Genomic DNA, 19327 nt, shown 5'->3' with positions numbered 1-19327 from the left:
CTCCGAAAATTTACACCTGATTCTGGAAAAAGTACGCCAGTTGGTCGAACTGGAAGGCAGTGCCGATCTGCATATTGAACGTGATTACGATCCTAGCCTGCCCAACATCATGATGGACACCTACCAGATTGAGCAGGCGCTATTGAACATTGTCAGTAACGCAGCGCAGATTCTCGCCAACCAGCCACATGGCGTGATTACTCTGCGCACCAGAACAGTGCACCAAGCCAATATTCACGGCCAGCGACATAAGTTGGTGGCCAGAATCGAAATTATTGATAACGGTCCGGGCATTCCGCTAGAACTGCAGGACACCTTGTTCTACCCCATGGTCAGCGGCCGTGAGGGAGGAACCGGGCTCGGCTTATCCATTTCGCAAAACCTGATAGACCAGCACAATGGAAAAATAGACGTAGAAAGCTGGCCAGGAAGAACAACATTTACGATTTATTTACCGATTTGAACGACGTGACCATTCTCACCATGAGAATGGGGGCTGCTGTTGAGGAACCAAACTATGAGTAAAGGATACGTATGGGTTGTCGATGACGACAGCTCGATTCGCTGGGTGATGGAGAAAACCCTGTCATCAGCCAACATCAAGTGCGAAACATTTTCCGATGCCGAAAGTGTGTTAATGGCACTCGAAAGAGAAACGCCTGACGTGCTGGTGTCCGATATTCGCATGCCCGGAATTGACGGCATTGAGTTGCTCCATCAGGTGCACTCACGCTCACCAGAGCTGCCCGTGATCATAATGACCGCGCACTCCGATCTGGATGCTGCCGTCAACGCTTACCAAAAGGGGGCATTCGAATATCTGCCTAAACCGTTTGATGTGGATGAAACCCTGACGCTGGTCGAACGTGCCATCGCCCACGGCCAGGAGCAGCGTAAAGAGCAGTCACAACGCCTGACCCCAACCTATGATGCTCCGGAAATCATCGGCGAAGCGCCGGCGATGCAGGAAGTGTTTCGCGCCATTGGCCGTTTGTCCCGCTCGTCGATTTCAGTGCTGATCAATGGTGAATCCGGTACCGGTAAAGAATTGGTGGCTCATGCACTGCATCGTCACAGCCCACGCGCGCAGAAACCCTTTATCGCACTTAACATGGCGGCCATTCCGAAAGACTTGATCGAATCAGAGCTGTTTGGTCACGAAAAAGGTGCCTTTACCGGCGCGAACAATGTGCGTCAGGGACGTTTTGAGCAGGCCAACGGCGGCACTCTGTTTCTCGACGAAATCGGTGATATGCCTTTAGATATTCAGACGCGCTTGCTGCGCGTACTGCCGATGGGCAATTTTATCGCGTCGGCGGTCACTCTGCGATCAAGGTGGATGTACGTATTGTCGCGGCCACACACCAGAATCTTGAGAAGCTGGTGCATCAGGGTAAGTTTCGTGAAGACTTGTTTCACCGCCTCAACGTGATTCGAATCCAGATCCCGTCATTGCGTGAGCGGCGTCAGGATATTGATAAATTAACTAAACATTTCCTCGCTTTGGCCGCAAAAGAGTTAGGCGTGGAGATGAAAACCCTGCATCCTAAGACCATCGAGATTCTTAATCGCCTCGACTGGCCAGGCAACGTTCGCCAGTTGGAAAACATGTGCCGCTGGCTGACCGTAATGGCGAGTGGGACAGAGGTACTGCCGAGCGACCTGCCTTCCGAGTTGCTGGCCGAGAAGAAAAACGTCGATTTCGACAGTGATGTCAGCTGGCAGAAACAGCTGGAGTCCTGGGCGAAATCCGCTCTCGCTTCAGGAGAAACTGAGATACTGTCTTACGCACTCCCGGAGTTTGAACGTATACTTTTAGAAGCAGCGCTCAACCATACCAATGGCCATAAGCAGGATGCCGCAAAAGTATTAGGCTGGGGACGCAATACACTCACACGTAAATTGAAAGAGTTGTATTAAAGGACTTTTGTTGTCTCCACTGCCAATGCCCGAATCACAGGCCATTATTGCAGAATCAGGATATGCCGTTCAGACAACAGATGACTTTGAAAACCGCTGTGTTATTCCCTTTCGTGATCATTATTCTGGTGACGATCGGTGTCATTGGAGCGGTTCAGAAATACAGCTACGAACAGATGGTGCAGGATGTGAGCCGCAAACAGCTCACCTTCCTGACCCACAACGTTGACCAACGCTTACACGCCTTTCTCGATGAACCGTTCCGTGCTAATCAGAGCATGAGCCACAGCATCGGCTTTCACCATCTGTATCAGCCCAATGACTCACAGCAGATCGAACAATTTCTGGTTTCCGGCTTCAGCGACCTGTACCGCCCGATTTCTCAAATCGATGTGATGAGTTTTGCTGGCATCAACGGCGAATTTGTCGGCTTTCGCAAGGAAGACAATCAGAGCTTCACGCTGATGCTCAAAGACAGCCGCACAAAGCAGCAGCTCACGATTTACCATGGCGATTCTGTCAGCGATGAAATCCGTTCCGTGATAGCCGGATACGATCCCCGTACTCGTCCCTTCTATACGCCAGTGGCAGCGAATCCACATCCGATGTGGTCATCGGTGTATACCAACATGGACGAACGCCAGGACATCACGTTATCTGCTCTGACACCAGTGATGCAACAAACCCAGTTTGTCGGCGTCATGGTCACCGACGTCAAAATCAGCACCTTTAACACTTTTCTCCACATGCTGAAACGTGAAACTAATGCCGACGTGTATATCTTTGACGAAACCCAGCGCCTGATCGCACATTCAGCGCCAACGGGCGTTGTCTCGTGGGGCACCGAGTATTCACCCAAAAGGATCGACTCACCACTCAGGAAAACCCGAATCCGGTGTTGAAAGCCAGTGCCATCGAGATTTCCCGCGTTCTGCAAAGCGCGCATACCCTGCCGAAAGAGGTGTTCAGTACCGAGGTCGATGGCGCGCGCTATTTCAACCAAGTGACGTCGGTCGAGGACGAACATGGGCTCAAGTGGTACATCAATGTCACCATCTCCGAAGCAGACCTTCTAGGCTCTCTGCCGCAAAACCAGCGCAACAGCTGGTTGCTGGGCCTGATCGTCAGCCTGTTTGGGATTGGCATCGGCTTTATCACCTTTAACCGCATCACGGCGCCCATTACCTCTACCGCGGCGGCAGCAAAACATCTGGCGCAGGGAGATTGGGACAGCCCAATGCCCAAACCGGGCAAGATCTACGAAACCAGTATGATGGTGTTTGCCTTTACGGAAATGGCGAACAACCTTAAAGCGTCATTTAAAGCGCTGCGCGAGCAACTCATCTACGATTTCGCTGACCAAGGTTTACAGTCGCGAAGGCATGATAGACAGCTGTAACCAATTGCCAACGTTGCATGGCAGCCTGTTCTTGATTGGCATCGATAAGTTTAGAGACATCAATGACAGCCTTGGCCATCACCAGGCCGATCAGCTGCTCGTCCTCATCGCCCAACGCCTGAAAACCGTCAGTCACGACAACAGCTACATCGCCCGTATCGGTGGTGATGAGTTCGCCATCTATCTTCCTCAATGCGATGACATTCGGCCATCAAGCAGTTTGCCCAACAGTTGCTGCAACTGTTCGCCACGCATTCAATATGCCGAATGAAAACATCGCCGTGAACATATCGGTGGGTATTGTTCATGGGCTTGAACCTGCCAGCATGACGGTGTGGCTGCGCAACGGCAGCATCGCATTAAGTAACGCCAAGCAAGACTCGACCCGTCTCAGTTACTATGTGCCGGAGATGGCCGATGTTTCTCGCAAGCGAACCCAAATGGTGACGCAGATTAAGCTGGCGCTGGAAAACCACGAGTTTGTTCCGTTCTATCAACCAAATAGTTGACCTGCACAGCGGCGAAGTGTTGGGAGCAGAAGCCTTAGCGCGCTGGCTGTCGCCAGAATACGGTTTAGTACCACCCATGGACTTCATCCCGATTGCAGAAGAAAGCGGGCTTATTAACGCGATTGGCGAACAAATCCTGCGACAAGCATGCTGCGATACCGTGAAAGGTATCGAGCAAGGGAAATGGGCCGCCGACTTCCAGATGCACGTTAATTTGTCAGTCAATCAGCTTTCCCATCCTGAATTCATGCCACAGCTTGAAGAAACGCTGCGTGTCACGGGCATGCAACCGAACAATCTGACGCTGGAAATTACCGAATCCCGTATCGTCAATAACGACCCGGTGATTTTAAACACCATGCACTCCATCAAGCGCTTGGGGATCCGTCTGGCGATTGACGACTTTGGGACCGGCTACAGTTCGCTCGCCTATCTGTATAAGCTGCCTTTCGATTGCCTTAAGATCGATCGTGCTTTCGTTTCTCTACTAAAGCAAGAACAGTATGAAAGCAGCATTGCAGCCACCATCATCAATCTGGCCAACAGTTTTAAGGTCAACATCGTTGCAGAAGGCATTGAAACACCTGAACAGGCCGAATTGCTAGCCAAACTTGGCTGCCCACAAGGACAGGGGTTCTTGTTCAACAAACCGATGTCGTACCATGAGTGGCCAACAGATCTGGTTAACATGAAGAGAATATCAGCAAAATAGCACTCGATTCGCCATTCTCACTACTGACACCGCAAGGTTTGGTTTTTATACTTAGCGCAGATTTTGACTTGGTAGACGATAATGATTACGAAAAATATTCCACTCACTGATTTACACCGCCATCTTGACGGTAACATTCGCACTCAAACCATTCTCGACCTCGGTCAAAAATTTGGTGTGGCTCTGCCAGCCTACACCGTTGCGGATCTCACTCCGCACGTACAGATCGTTGAAGCTGAGCCATCACTGGTTGCTTTCCTGTCTAAACTAGACTGGGGTGTGGCAGTACTGGGCGATCTGGACGCTTGCCGCCGCGTTGCGTATGAAAACGTGGAAGACGCACTCAACGCGCAAATTGATTACGCTGAGCTGCGCTTCTCACCGTACTACATGGCGATGAAACACAACTTGCCTGTCGCGGGTGTAGTTGAAGCGGTTGTCGACGGCGTAAAAGCCGGCGTGCGCGATTTTGGCGTACAAGCCAACCTGATTGGCATCATGAGCCGTACTTTTGGCACAGACGCTTGTCAGCAAGAACTGGACGCGATTCTGAGCCAGAAAGATCATATTGTGGCCGTCGACCTTGCCGGTGATGAGCTCGGCCAGCCCGGCGATCGTTTCGTCAGCCATTTTAAACAGGTACGCGATGCAGGCCTGCATATTACTGTTCACGCAGGAGAAGCGGCTGGTCCGGAAAGTATGTGGCAAGCGATTCGTGACTTAGGCGCGACCCGTATTGGTCATGGGGTGAAAGCGATTCACGATCCGCAGCTAATGGATTATTTAGCAAAACATCGCATTGGTATTGAGTCATGTCTGACATCCAACATTCAAACCAGTACAGTAGAAAGCTTGGCATTACACCCTCTCAAGCGCTTTCTTGAGTATGGAGTACTCGCCTGTCTAAATACTGATGATCCTGCCGTAGAGGGCATTGAGCTGCCATACGAGTATGAAGTTGCTGCTCCTCAAGCCGGATTGAGCCAAGAGCAGATTCGTCAGGCGCAATTAAACAGCTTGGAACTGGCATTCTTGTCCGATACCGATAAACAGACGCTGAAAGCCAAAGTCGCTCAACGCGTTTAGTATAAAGAATCTATCTCTTACCAAGCCGATGTCCTGCATCGGCTTTTTTATATCTTTGCTCTCCCCTAACCACTCAGAAACACCGCACCAAGGGTCACAACTTTCGGCCCAGATTCGCACACTCTCTTCCGCAAGCCTTCAAGACAAGGTTCTGTAGTGCACCAGTCTGAAGCCAACCTGAGCAATGCCAAGCAAGAGAAGCCAGGTCTATCTTTACCAAACAGAGGCGCGATGACAACAAAGCCGAAGGGGTAAGAGCCTGAGATAGGTAACAATCCGTTAGCCGTTAGGAATAACACTTAAGAGCGACAAAGCGCTGGGGCGAGAGAAAGAGGAGAGCGAAGCGCTCAGTGAGGCTGGTGAGTGTAGAGGTTTACCACTCCCAGATAACAAAAAACCCCAGCATTGCTGCTGAGGTCTTAAATAAGTGGCGGAGCGGACGGGACTCGAACCCGCGACCCCCGGCGTGACAGGCCGGTATTCTAACCAACTGAACTACCGCTCCGCACTGGTTAGACTCAAGAGTCTAAATTTAAAGCCTGGCGATGTTCTACTCTCACATGGGGAGACCCCACACTACCATCGACGCTGTTTCGTTTCACTTCTGAGTTCGGAATGGGATCAGGTGGGTCCAAAACGCTATGGTCGCCAAGCAAATTCTTAAAATTCGGAAAGCTGTTTTTCGTTCTCTCAACACATTCTTATGCGCTTAGCTTTGAGTCCACTACAAAACCCCTTGGGTGTTGTATGGTTAAGCCTCACGGGCAATTAGTACAGGTTAGCTCAACGCCTCACAACGCTTACACACCCTGCCTATCAACGTTCTAGTCTCGAACAACCCTTTAGGATACTTAAAGTATCAGGGAAGACTCATCTCAGGGCTCGCTTCCCGCTTAGATGCTTTCAGCGGTTATCGATTCCGAACTTAGCTACCGGGCAATGCGTCTGGCGACACAACCCGAACACCAGAGGTTCGTCCACTCCGGTCCTCTCGTACTAGGAGCAGCCCCTTCAATCTTCCAACGCCCACGGCAGATAGGGACCGAACTGTCTCACGACGTTCTAAACCCAGCTCGCGTACCACTTTAAATGGCGAACAGCCATACCCTTGGGACCGACTTCAGCCCCAGGATGTGATGAGCCGACATCGAGGTGCCAAACACCGCCGTCGATATGAACTCTTGGGCGGTATCAGCCTGTTATCCCGGAGTACCTTTTATCCGTTGAGCGATGGCCCTTCCATACAGAACCACCGGATCACTATGACCTGCTTTCGCACCTGCTCGAACCGTCATTCTCGCAGTTAAGCGGGCTTATGCCATTGCACTAACCTCACGATGTCCAACCGTGATTAGCCCACCTTCGTGCTCCTCCGTTACTCTTTGGGAGGAGACCGCCCCAGTCAAACTACCCACCAGGCACTGTCCTCACCCCGGATAACGGGGCTAAGTTAGAACATCAAACATACAAGGGTGGTATTTCAAGGACGGCTCCAACGCAACTAGCGTCACGTCTTCAAAGCCTCCCACCTATCCTACACATGTAGGTTCAATGTTCAGTGCCAAGCTGTAGTAAAGGTTCACGGGGTCTTTCCGTCTAGCCGCGGGTACACTGCATCTTCACAGCGATTTCAATTTCACTGAGTCTCGGGTGGAGACAGCGTGGCCATCATTACGCCATTCGTGCAGGTCGGAACTTACCCGACAAGGAATTTCGCTACCTTAGGACCGTTATAGTTACGGCCGCCGTTTACCGGGGCTTCGATCAAGAGCTTCGCTTACGCTAACCCCATCAATTAACCTTCCGGCACCGGGCAGGCGTCACACCGTATACGTCATCTTACGATTTTGCACAGTGCTGTGTTTTTAATAAACAGTTGCAGCCACCTGGTATCTGCGACTCTCATCAGCTCCATCCGCGAGGGACTTCACCATCAAGAGCGTACCTTCTCCCGAAGTTACGGTACCATTTTGCCTAGTTCCTTCACCCGAGTTCTCTCAAGCGCCTTGGTATTCTCTACCCGACCACCTGTGTCGGTTTGGGGTACGATTCCTTACAATCTGAAGCTTAGAGGCTTTTCCTGGAAGCATGGCATCAATGACTTCACTACCGTAGTAGCTCGACGTCGTGTCTCAGCCTTAGAGAGAGCCGGATTTACCTAACCCTCAAGCCTACGCACTTGAACCTGGACAACCGTCGCCAGGCCCACCTAGCCTTCTCCGTCCCCCCATCGCAATTGTAAGAAGTACGGGAATATTAACCCGTTTCCCATCGACTACGCCTTTCGGCCTCGCCTTAGGGGTCGACTTACCCTGCCCCGATTAACGTTGGACAGGAACCCTTGGTCTTCCGGCGGGGAGGTTTTTCACCCCCCTTGTCGTTACTCATGTCAGCATTCGCACTTCTGATACCTCCAGCATGCTTTACAACACACCTTCAACGGCTTACAGAACGCTCCCCTACCCAATACGATAAATCGCATTGCCGCAGCTTCGGTTTACAGCTTAGCCCCGTTACATCTTCCGCGCAGGCCGACTCGACTAGTGAGCTATTACGCTTTCTTTAAATGATGGCTGCTTCTAAGCCAACATCCTAGCTGTCTGAGCCTTCCCACATCGTTTCCCACTTAGCTGTAATTTGGGACCTTAGCTGGCGGTCTGGGTTGTTTCCCTCTCCACGACGGACGTTAGCACCCGCCGTGTGTCTCCCGGATAGTACTTACTGGTATTCGGAGTTTGCAAAGGGTTGGTAAGTCGGGATGACCCCCTAGCCTTAACAGTGCTCTACCCCCAGTAGTATTCGTCCGAGGCGCTACCTAAATAGCTTTCGGGGAGAACCAGCTATCTCCGAGTTTGATTGGCCTTTCACCCCTAGCCACAAGTCATCCGCTAATTTTTCAACATTAGTCGGTTCGGTCCTCCAGTTGATGTTACTCAACCTTCAACCTGCCCATGGCTAGATCACCCGGTTTCGGGTCTATATCCAGAGACTGAACGCCCAGTTAAGACTCGGTTTCCCTACGGCTCCCCTAAATGGTTAACCTTGCCACTGAATATAAGTCGCTGACCCATTATACAAAAGGTACGCAGTCACCCCACGAAGAGGCTCCTACTGCTTGTACGTACACGGTTTCAGGTTCTATTTCACTCCCCTCACAGGGGTTCTTTTCGCCTTTCCCTCACGGTACTGGTTCACTATCGGTCAGTCAGGAGTATTTAGCCTTGGAGGATGGTCCCCCCATATTCAGACAGGATAACACGTGTCCCGCCCTACTCGATTTCACTGAACATGCGCTGTCGGCTACGGGGCTATCACCCTGTTTCGCGGTCCTTTCCAGAACCTTCACCTGACGCATGTAAAGCTTAAGGGCTAATCCAATTTCGCTCGCCGCTACTATCGGAATCTCGGTTGATTTCTTCTCCTCGGGGTACTTAGATGTTTCAGTTCCCCCGGTTCGCTTCATTAACCTATGTATTCAGTTAATGATAACTGCTTATGCAGTTGGGTTTCCCCATTCGGAAATCTCAGACTCAAGTGGCTGTTACTGCCTAATCTGAGCTTATCGCAAGTTACTACGTCCTTCATCGCCTCTGACTGCCAAGGCATCCACCGTGTACGCTTAGTCACTTAACCATACAACCCGAAGGAGTTTCGGGTTGTTGTTAAACAACCTAGGTGTCACACATTTATTTTTCATGAGTGTGTGACTGATTTTGCCGGACTCAATTTGAAGACTTACTGAAACAGTAAGCTTCGATACCAAGCACACTTGAATGTGTTTGTTGGTGTATTCCGTTAAGGAATACATTGAGAACTTTACAAACAATCTTTTAAAAGATTGTTTTGTCAGCTTTCCAAATTGTTAAAGAGCAGATTTTCTACTGAAAACCATGTTTAAGAACACTTAAGCAAATGTGCTTAAAGATGGTGGAGCTAAGCAGGATCGAACTGCTGACCTCCTGCGTGCAAGGCAGGCGCTCTCCCAGCTGAGCTATAGCCCCATCAGGTGTTGATACTGTGTGCCAATCCTCTGGGAGGAAGATTGGTGGGTCTGAGTGGACTCGAACCACCGACCTCTCGCTTATCAGGCGAACGCTCTAACCACCTGAGCTACAGACCCAGTATCGTCTCTAAAACGTATAAACCATCAATCTGTGTGAACACTCATCGCAATAATCATTCGTATAAGGAGGTGATCCAGCGCCAGGTTCCCCTAGCGCTACCTTGTTACGACTTCACCCCAGTCATGAACCACAAAGTGGCAAGCGTCCTCCCGAAGGTTAAACTACCTGCTTCTTTTGCAGCCCACTCCCATGGTGTGACGGGCGGTGTGTACAAGGCCCGGGAACGTATTCACCGTGACATTCTGATTCACGATTACTAGCGATTCCGACTTCATGGAGTCGAGTTGCAGACTCCAATCCGGACTACGACGCACTTTTTGGGATTCGCTCACTTTCGCAAGTTGGCCGCCCTCTGTATGCGCCATTGTAGCACGTGTGTAGCCCTACTCGTAAGGGCCATGATGACTTGACGTCGTCCCCACCTTCCTCCGGTTTATCACCGGCAGTCTCCCTGGAGTTCCCGACATTACTCGCTGGCAAACAAGGATAAGGGTTGCGCTCGTTGCGGGACTTAACCCAACATTTCACAACACGAGCTGACGACAGCCATGCAGCACCTGTCTCAGAGTTCCCGAAGGCACCAAAGCATCTCTGCTAAGTTCTCTGGATGTCAAGAGTAGGTAAGGTTCTTCGCGTTGCATCGAATTAAACCACATGCTCCACCGCTTGTGCGGGCCCCCGTCAATTCATTTGAGTTTTAATCTTGCGACCGTACTCCCCAGGCGGTCTACTTAACGCGTTAGCTCCGAAAGCCACGGCTCAAGGCCACAACCTCCAAGTAGACATCGTTTACGGCGTGGACTACCAGGGTATCTAATCCTGTTTGCTCCCCACGCTTTCGCATCTGAGTGTCAGTATCTGTCCAGGGGGCCGCCTTCGCCACCGGTATTCCTTCAGATCTCTACGCATTTCACCGCTACACCTGAAATTCTACCCCCCTCTACAGTACTCTAGCCTGCCAGTTTCAAATGCAATTCCGAGGTTGAGCCCCGGGCTTTCACATCTGACTTAACAAACCACCTGCATGCGCTTTACGCCCAGTAATTCCGATTAACGCTCGCACCCTCCGTATTACCGCGGCTGCTGGCACGGAGTTAGCCGGTGCTTCTTCTGCAGCTAACGTCAAAAGATACCGCTATTAACGATACCTCCTTCCTCACTGCTGAAAGTACTTTACAACCCGAAGGCCTTCTTCATACACGCGGCATGGCTGCATCAGGCTTGCGCCCATTGTGCAATATTCCCCACTGCTGCCTCCCGTAGGAGTCTGGACCGTGTCTCAGTTCCAGTGTGGCTGATCATCCTCTCAGACCAGCTAGGGATCGTCGCCTTGGTGAGCCCTTACCTCACCAACTAGCTAATCCCACCTGGGCATATCCTGACGCGAGAGGCCCGAAGGTCCCCCTCTTTGAGCCGAAGCTATCATGCGGTATTAGCCATCGTTTCCAATGGTTATCCCCCACATCAGGGCAATTTCCCAGGCATTACTCACCCGTCCGCCGCTCGCCGCCCAACAAATCCCCCGAAGGTTCAATGTTGTCGCTGCCGCTCGACTTGCATGTGTTAGGCCTGCCGCCAGCGTTCAATCTGAGCCATGATCAAACTCTTCAATTAAAGTTTTGGCTCAATGAATACTGATAACATTACTATGTAATGTTGAATTGACTGTGCTCGATACCGAAGTATCAAATTGGTCACTCAGTTCATTGATAAATCTTTTGCGATTATCATCAACGAGTGCCCACACAGATTGATAGGTTTATATTGTTAAAGAGCTTTGCTTTCAGTGCGTTAGCACGTAGGCAGGACGCGTATATTACGCTTCACACCGTGAAAGTCAACATAAAACTCTAAGTTTTTTAGAGCCCTATGGTGACTTGCTTAAAGTTTAAGCAAGTGCAAATTAAAGCCTGGCGATGTTCTACTCTCACATGGGGAGACCCCACACTACCATCGACGCTGTTTCGTTTCACTTCTGAGTTCGGAATGGGATCAGGTGGGTCCAAAACGCTATGGTCGCCAAGCAAATTCTTAAAATTCGGAAAGCTGTTTTTCGTTCTCTCAACACATTCTTATGCGCTTAGCTTTGAGTCCACTACAAAACCCCTTGGGTGTTGTATGGTTAAGCCTCACGGGCAATTAGTACAGGTTAGCTCAACGCCTCACAACGCTTACACACCCTGCCTATCAACGTTCTAGTCTCGAACAACCCTTTAGGATACTTAAAGTATCAGGGAAGACTCATCTCAGGGCTCGCTTCCCGCTTAGATGCTTTCAGCGGTTATCGATTCCGAACTTAGCTACCGGGCAATGCGTCTGGCGACACAACCCGAACACCAGAGGTTCGTCCACTCCGGTCCTCTCGTACTAGGAGCAGCCCCCTTCAATCTTCCAACGCCCACGGCAGATAGGGACCGAACTGTCTCACGACGTTCTAAACCCAGCTCGCGTACCACTTTAAATGGCGAACAGCCATACCCTTGGGACCGACTTCAGCCCCAGGATGTGATGAGCCGACATCGAGGTGCCAAACACCGCCGTCGATATGAACTCTTGGGCGGTATCAGCCTGTTATCCCCGGAGTACCTTTTATCCGTTGAGCGATGGCCCTTCCATACAGAACCACCGGATCACTATGACCTGCTTTCGCACCTGCTCGAACCGTCATTCTCGCAGTTAAGCGGGCTTATGCCATTGCACTAACCTCACGATGTCCAACCGTGATTAGCCCACCTTCGTGCTCCTCCGTTACTCTTTGGGAGGAGACCGCCCCAGTCAAACTACCCACCAGGCACTGTCCTCACCCCGGATAACGGGGCTAAGTTAGAACATCAAACATACAAGGGTGGTATTTCAAGGACGGCTCCAACGCAACTAGCGTCACGTCTTCAAAGCCTCCCACCTATCCTACACATGTAGGTTCAATGTTCAGTGCCAAGCTGTAGTAAAGGTTCACGGGGTCTTTCCGTCTAGCCGCGGGTACACTGCATCTTCACAGCGATTTCAATTTCACTGAGTCTCGGGTGGAGACAGCGTGGCCATCATTACGCCATTCGTGCAGGTCGGAACTTACCCGACAAGGAATTTCGCTACCTTAGGACCGTTATAGTTACGGCCGCCGTTTACCGGGGCTTCGATCAAGAGCTTCGCTTACGCTAACCCCATCAATTAACCTTCCGGCACCGGGCAGGCGTCACACCGTATACGTCATCTTACGATTTTGCACAGTGCTGTGTTTTTAATAAACAGTTGCAGCCACCTGGTATCTGCGACTCTCATCAGCTCCATCCGCGAGGGACTTCACCATCAAGAGCGTACCTTCTCCCGAAGTTACGGTACCATTTTGCCTAGTTCCTTCACCCGAGTTCTCTCAAGCGCCTTGGTATTCTCTACCCGACCACCTGTGTCGGTTTGGGGTACGATTCCTTACAATCTGAAGCTTAGAGGCTTTTCCTGGAAGCATGGCATCAATGACTTCACTACCGTAGTAGCTCGACGTCGTGTCTCAGCCTTAGAGAGAGCCGGATTTACCTAACCCTCAAGCCTACGCACTTGAACCTGGACAACCGTCGCCAGGCCCACCTAGCCTTCTCCGTCCCCCCATCGCAATTGTAAGAAGTACGGGAATATTAACCCGTTTCCCATCGACTACGCCTTTCGGCCTCGCCTTAGGGGTCGACTTACCCTGCCCCGATTAACGTTGGACAGGAACCCTTGGTCTTCCGGCGGGGAGGTTTTTCACCCCCCTTGTCGTTACTCATGTCAGCATTCGCACTTCTGATACCTCCAGCATGCTTTACAACACACCTTCAACGGCTTACAGAACGCTCCCCTACCCAATACGATAAATCGCATTGCCGCAGCTTCGGTTTACAGCTTAGCCCCGTTACATCTTCCGCGCAGGCCGACTCGACTAGTGAGCTATTACGCTTTCTTTAAATGATGGCTGCTTCTAAGCCAACATCCTAGCTGTCTGAGCCTTCCCACATCGTTTCCCACTTAGCTGTAATTTGGGACCTTAGCTGGCGGTCTGGGTTGTTTCCCTCTCCACGACGGACGTTAGCACCCGCCGTGTGTCTCCCGGATAGTACTTACTGGTATTCGGAGTTTGCAAAGGGTTGGTAAGTCGGGATGACCCCCTAGCCTTAACAGTGCTCTACCCCCAGTAGTATTCGTCCGAGGCGCTACCTAAATAGCTTTCGGGGAGAACCAGCTATCTCCGAGTTTGATTGGCCTTTCACCCCTAGCCACAAGTCATCCGCTAATTTTTCAACATTAGTCGGTTCGGTCCTCCAGTTGATGTTACTCAACCTTCAACCTGCCCATGGCTAGATCACCCGGTTTCGGGTCTATATCCAGAGACTGAACGCCCAGTTAAGACTCGGTTTCCCTACGGCTCCCCTAAATGGTTAACCTTGCCACTGAATATAAGTCGCTGACCCATTATACAAAAGGTACGCAGTCACCCCACGAAGAGGCTCCTACTGCTTGTACGTACACGGTTTCAGGTTCTATTTCACTCCCCTCACAGGGGTTCTTTTCGCCTTTCCCTCACGGTACTGGTTCACTATCGGTCAGTCAGGAGTATTTAGCCTTGGAGGATGGTCCCCCCATATTCAGACAGGATAACACGTGTCCCGCCCTACTCGATTTCACTGAACATGCGCTGTCGGCTACGGGGCTATCACCCTGTTTCGCGGTCCTTTCCAGAACCTTCACCTGACGCATGTAAAGCTTAAGGGCTAATCCAATTTCGCTCGCCGCTACTATCGGAATCTCGGTTGATTTCTTCTCCTCGGGGTACTTAGATGTTTCAGTTCCCCCGGTTCGCTTCATTAACCTATGTATTCAGTTAATGATAACTGCTTATGCAGTTGGGTTTCCCCATTCGGAAATCTCAGACTCAAGTGGCTGTTACTGCCTAATCTGAGCTTATCGCAAGTTACTACGTCCTTCATCGCCTCTGACTGCCAAGGCATCCACCGTGTACGCTTAGTCACTTAACCATACAACCCGAAGGAGTTTCGGGTTGTTGTTAAACAACCTAGGTGTCACACATTTATTTTTCATGAGTGTGTGACTGATTTTGCCGGACTCAATTTGAAGACTTACTGAATCAGTAAGCTTCGATACCAAGCACACTTGAATGTGTTTGTTGGTGTATTCCATTCAGGAATACATTGAGAACTTTACAAACAACAATAAATTGTTGTTTTGTCAGCTTTCCAAATTGTTAAAGAGCAAGATTCACTTTCTGTATCAGAAAGAAACCATTTTTAAAGATTCTAAAGGTAAAACCTTTAAAGATGGTATCCCGTAGGGGAGTCGAACCCCTGTTACCGCCGTGAAAGGGCGGTGTCCTAGGCCTCTAGACGAACGGGACACAGCAGTGTATCTCCGCACTAAAGGGCAGAGGTACGAATCTCTTCACTTTATTAAACACTATCAATCTGTGTGAACACTCATCGCAATAATCATTCGTATAAGGAGGTGATCCAGCGCCAGGTTCCCCTAGCGCTACCTTGTTACGACTTCACCCCAGTCATGAACCACAAAGTGGCAAGCGTCCTCCCGAAGGTTAAACTACCTGCTTCTTTTGCAGCCCACTCCCATGGTGTGACGGGCGGTGTGTACAAGGCCCGGGAACGTATTCACCGTGACATTCTGATTCACGATTACTAGCGATTCCGACTTCATGGAGTCGAGTTGCAGACTCCAATCCGGACTACGACGCACTTTTTGGGATTCGCTCACTTTCGCAAGTTGGCCGCCCTCTGTATGCGCCATTGTAGCACGTGTGTAGCCCTACTCGTAAGGGCCATGATGACTTGACGTCGTCCCCACCTTCCTCCGGTTTATCACCGGCAGTCTCCCTGGAGTTCCCGACATTACTCGCTGGCAAACAAGGATAAGGGTTGCGCTCGTTGCGGGACTTAACCCAACATTTCACAACACGAGCTGACGACAGCCATGCAGCACCTGTCTCAGAGTTCCCGAAGGCACCAAAGCATCTCTGCTAAGTTCTCTGGATGTCAAGAGTAGGTAAGGTTCTTCGCGTTGCATCGAATTAAACCACATGCTCCACCGCTTGTGCGGGCCCCCGTCAATTCATTTGAGTTTTAATCTTGCGACCGTACTCCCCAGGCGGTCTACTTAACGCGTTAGCTCCGAAAGCCACGGCTCAAGGCCACAACCTCCAAGTAGACATCGTTTACGGCGTGGACTACCAGGGTATCTAATCCTGTTTGCTCCCCACGCTTTCGCATCTGAGTGTCAGTATCTGTCCAGGGGGCCGCCTTCGCCACCGGTATTCCTTCAGATCTCTACGCATTTCACCGCTACACCTGAAATTCTACCCCCCTCTACAGTACTCTAGCCTGCCAGTTTCAAATGCAATTCCGAGGTTGAGCCCCGGGCTTTCACATCTGACTTAACAAACCACCTGCATGCGCTTTACGCCCAGTAATTCCGATTAACGCTCGCACCCTCCGTATTACCGCGGCTGCTGGCACGGAGTTAGCCGGTGCTTCTTCTGCAGCTAACGTCAAAAGATACCGCTATTAACGATACCTCCTTCCTCACTGCTGAAAGTACTTTACAACCCGAAGGCCTTCTTCATACACGCGGCATGGCTGCATCAGGCTTGCGCCCATTGTGCAATATTCCCCACTGCTGCCTCCCGTAGGAGTCTGGACCGTGTCTCAGTTCCAGTGTGGCTGATCATCCTCTCAGACCAGCTAGGGATCGTCGCCTTGGTGAGCCCTTACCTCACCAACTAGCTAATCCCACCTGGGCATATCCTGACGCGAGAGGCCCGAAGGTCCCCCTCTTTGAGCCGAAGCTATCATGCGGTATTAGCCATCGTTTCCAATGGTTATCCCCCACATCAGGGCAATTTCCCAGGCATTACTCACCCGTCCGCCGCTCGCCGCCCAACAAATCCCCCGAAGGTTCAATGTTGTCGCTGCCGCTCGACTTGCATGTGTTAGGCCTGCCGCCAGCGTTCAATCTGAGCCATGATCAAACTCTTCAATTAAAGTTTTGGCTCAATGAATACTGATAACATTACTATGTAATGTTGAATTGACTGTGCTCGATACCGAAGTATCAAATTGGTCACTCAGTTCATTGATAAATCTTTTGCGATTATCATCAACGAGTGCCCACACAGATTGATAGGTTTATATTGTTAAAGAGCTTTTCCGCTATCGACCTTGCTTTCAAAGCACTGTCGCTAGGGGTGCGTATAATACGCTTAAATTTCTGAGAGTCAACAGTTATTTTCAAACTTTCTTAACTCTTCACCGCTAACCACTTTGTGATGTTTGTCTCACTCCGTGTCGGTGAGGCGGCATTATAGGGAGGTCTGGAATTATGACAAGCACTTTTTTCAAATAATTTTTCGTTCGATTAAAAAGCCAGCAAATCGCTGTTTATCGAATAAAATTCCAACATTTGAGGGGGGTCACAGCAATTGGTTGGAAAAAAACCAAGCATATACGTAAGATTCATGTGTCTATTTTGTTAATCGTAGACATGCATCTTATTTTTATCTGATAAGTAGTATTTCAATATGAACTCTAATAAATCGATGTTATGGATTATCGCGCTGGTTATTCTGGGCGCTGTTATTTTCTCTCAGGTATCGACTCATCCTTCGGTGAGTTTTGTTCTTGGTGTAGTGGCTGCAGCTATTATCTTTAAACTTTTTACTTCTACTTCTTCACCCAAGGAGTCTCATGACGAGTCTTCGACTGCAACCAAAACACTGTATGTTGGTAACTTGCCTTACAAGGCGAATGAATCCCATGTGCGCGATCTGTTCGCAGAACATGGTGATGTGTTTGCTGTTCGCTTAATGAAGGATAAACGTACGGGTAAGCGTCGTGGGTTTGGTTTTGTGGTTATGGCCGCCGGTCATGCACAAGCGGCCATCGATGCTTTAAATGAGCAGGATTATATGCAGCGTACATTAAAGGTACGAATTGCGAATGATCCTAAGCACCCTGAAGAGGGAATGGACGAACAGGACTAAATCCTAGTTGTTCCAGCTTTTCATTCAGTGCGTCTTCCTCCCAGGGAGGCGCACTGGAGAAAATGCTGTGTCGATGTCCTTGTGCACAGCCTGTCTCTAAACGCAGTAAATCTTGTACCCGCCTTGCAATCGCTTCTCCCGAATCCACCAGCATGACATCCTTGCCTAATACCGCCTGAATTTCTTCTTTAATAAGAGGGAAATGGGTGCAGCCAAGTACAGCGACATCAATTTGCTGACGAAGCGGACTTAAGATACTTGCCAATTCATCCATATCAACGGCTTTACCACGCAGCTTTTCTTCCGCCATATCGACCAGACGTGTTGAGCCCAGCAGTTCGACATTTTTATCAGAAGAGAAATCGCGGATCAGATCATGCGTATACTGCCGTGTAATTGTTGCAGGAGTGGCGATAAGCCCAACTGCTTTACTGGCTAACATGGAGGCTGGCTTTATCGCTGGCACAACACCAACCACCGGAATAGAGAGTTTCGCCCGCAGACGTGGCAGAACAACCGTGCTGGCAGTATTACAGGCGATCACGACGATATCGAACCCTTGCTCGGCCACCAACTGTGTGATCAGCATATCAACGCGCTGCAGTAACGTTTCCTGAGCCAACTCGCCATAAGGATAGGCAGCGTTATCAAACAGGTAGGTGTAACTTACTTGCGGCAGACGCGCCTGTATCTCTCGATAGACAGACAACCCACCCACGCCGGAATCAAAAATAAGCGCTTTATATTGAGGATGTTCAGACACGCAATACCCCGATGGTTAGCATCAGTCGGAAAAGAAAACGCTCCGATCATACTCCCTCTTTGTGAATAGGCAACTACTGCTCAATCTCCTCCAGCGATGCCTGATAACGTTGATGGCAAAACCGCTCGCCACGTTGCACATGCGTCAAAGTAAGTTGAATAGGCTGTCGGAACCCAGGCGCAAATGTCACTAATGTGTGGAATTCACCATCTTCACCACAGGGATCCACATTCTCCGGTAAGCTTTGGATAAACTCAGTGCTGTACCATTGCCCACAATAGGATGCATCCAACGCCTGACCATCCGTGGTGACCACCAGCGTTACAATGCCGCGCGCTACGATTTCCTGAGCCAGCGCAGACGAGTCTTCGCCCAGTAACGGCAACACGCATTCCCAGCCAGCTGGCTCAATGTAGCTTTTGCGATACTCGGCAATGCCGTTACAGAACATGTCGCCAAACGCGACAGCTTCCACACTCAGCCCACAGCGCTTAATCCCGTCAACAATCAGAGATTGATAGACCGGGTTACTGGGAAACACTTCGGGTAATGCAATCTTGACCAAGGGTAACCCGAGTGCCTCGGCCTGCATCTCGACCACATTCAATGGCGTGGCCTGAAACGGCACTTCATCAGCCACATACGTGGTGTACAACCCCACCACTTCGTAGCGTGGGTCTTCTTGCAATCGCAACAGTGTCAGCGTCGAGTCTTTGCCGGATGACCAGCTCACAATCACTTTTTTCATCTTTGCCTCTGGATAACAAAAGCCGCCCGAA

Annotated in this window: 5 protein-coding genes, 4 tRNA genes, 6 rRNA genes and 2 pseudogenes; 5 read left to right on the top strand and 12 right to left on the bottom strand. The window is 50.4% G+C overall.

What is annotated here, in order from left to right; genetic code table 11:
* From glnL to add, 4 genes and pseudogenes are all read left to right on the top strand, one after another.
* On the top strand, positions 1–463 hold a 463-nt coding region (gene glnL, locus DYA43_RS14995), incomplete at its 5' end, for a nitrogen regulation protein NR(II) (RefSeq protein ID WP_256593274.1).
* Between the two features lie 54 nt (positions 464–517).
* Positions 518–1920: pseudogene (glnG, locus tag DYA43_RS14990) on the top strand (nitrogen regulation protein NR(I)).
* 62 nt (positions 1921–1982) lie between these two features.
* Positions 1983–4540: pseudogene (gene gepA / locus DYA43_RS23275) on the top strand (phosphodiesterase GepA).
* Positions 4541–4621: 81 nt separating this feature from the next.
* Positions 4622–5626 carry an adenosine deaminase gene (gene add / locus DYA43_RS14980; protein ID WP_061057121.1) on the top strand — a complete coding sequence of 335 codons (1005 nt, stop codon included), beginning with the start codon at positions 4622–4624 and terminating at the stop codon, positions 5624–5626.
* Between the two features lie 428 nt (positions 5627–6054).
* Here the strand turns inward: add and DYA43_RS14975 are convergent.
* The 10 genes from DYA43_RS14975 to DYA43_RS14930 form a co-directional block, all read right to left on the bottom strand.
* Positions 6055–6131, bottom strand: a tRNA-Asp gene (locus tag DYA43_RS14975).
* A 32-nt stretch (positions 6132–6163) separates the two neighbouring features.
* Positions 6164–6279: ribosomal RNA gene (gene rrf / locus DYA43_RS14970) — 5S ribosomal RNA — on the bottom strand.
* 94 nt (positions 6280–6373) lie between these two features.
* Positions 6374–9259: ribosomal RNA gene (locus DYA43_RS14965) — 23S ribosomal RNA — on the bottom strand.
* Positions 9260–9551: 292 nt separating this feature from the next.
* Positions 9552–9627: transfer RNA gene (locus DYA43_RS14960), tRNA-Ala, on the bottom strand.
* A 42-nt stretch (positions 9628–9669) separates the two neighbouring features.
* Positions 9670–9746 (bottom strand) — tRNA-Ile (locus DYA43_RS14955).
* A 65-nt stretch (positions 9747–9811) separates the two neighbouring features.
* Positions 9812–11364: ribosomal RNA gene (locus tag DYA43_RS14950) — 16S ribosomal RNA — on the bottom strand.
* Between the two features lie 294 nt (positions 11365–11658).
* A 5S ribosomal RNA gene (gene rrf, locus DYA43_RS14945) occupies positions 11659–11774 on the bottom strand.
* 94 nt (positions 11775–11868) lie between these two features.
* Positions 11869–14756 (bottom strand): 23S ribosomal RNA (locus DYA43_RS14940).
* Between the two features lie 301 nt (positions 14757–15057).
* Positions 15058–15133, bottom strand: a tRNA-Glu gene (locus DYA43_RS14935).
* A 100-nt stretch (positions 15134–15233) separates the two neighbouring features.
* A 16S ribosomal RNA gene (locus DYA43_RS14930) occupies positions 15234–16786 on the bottom strand.
* Together the 16S, 23S and 5S rRNA genes with 4 tRNA genes alongside form the textbook arrangement of a ribosomal RNA operon.
* A gap of 537 nt (positions 16787–17323) precedes the next feature.
* On the opposite strand from DYA43_RS14930, the gene DYA43_RS14925 reads away from it, so the two are divergent.
* The gene (locus tag DYA43_RS14925) at positions 17324–17785 is read left to right on the top strand and encodes an RNA recognition motif domain-containing protein (RefSeq protein ID WP_024373767.1); all 462 of its coding nucleotides are present in this window, start codon (positions 17324–17326) and stop codon (positions 17783–17785) included.
* Here the strand turns inward: DYA43_RS14925 and murI are convergent.
* Positions 17748–18548, bottom strand: coding sequence for a glutamate racemase (gene murI, locus DYA43_RS14920; protein WP_024373766.1), 801 nt, complete (start codon positions 18546–18548; stop codon positions 17748–17750). The two genes, DYA43_RS14925 and murI, sit on opposite strands and share 38 nt — an antisense overlap.
* Positions 18549–18621: 73 nt before the next feature.
* Positions 18622–19296 (bottom strand): Dph6-related ATP pyrophosphatase, encoded by a 675-nt coding sequence (locus DYA43_RS14915; RefSeq protein ID WP_061057120.1) that lies wholly within the window; start codon positions 19294–19296, stop codon positions 18622–18624.
* Positions 19297–19327: the final 31 nt, after the last annotated feature.

This window comes from Vibrio fluvialis, from assembly GCF_900460245.1.
Classification (GTDB): domain Bacteria; phylum Pseudomonadota; class Gammaproteobacteria; order Enterobacterales; family Vibrionaceae; genus Vibrio; species Vibrio fluvialis.
Note: the sequence above shows the minus strand (reverse complement) of the source record. Positions and strands in the feature narration are given on the sequence as shown.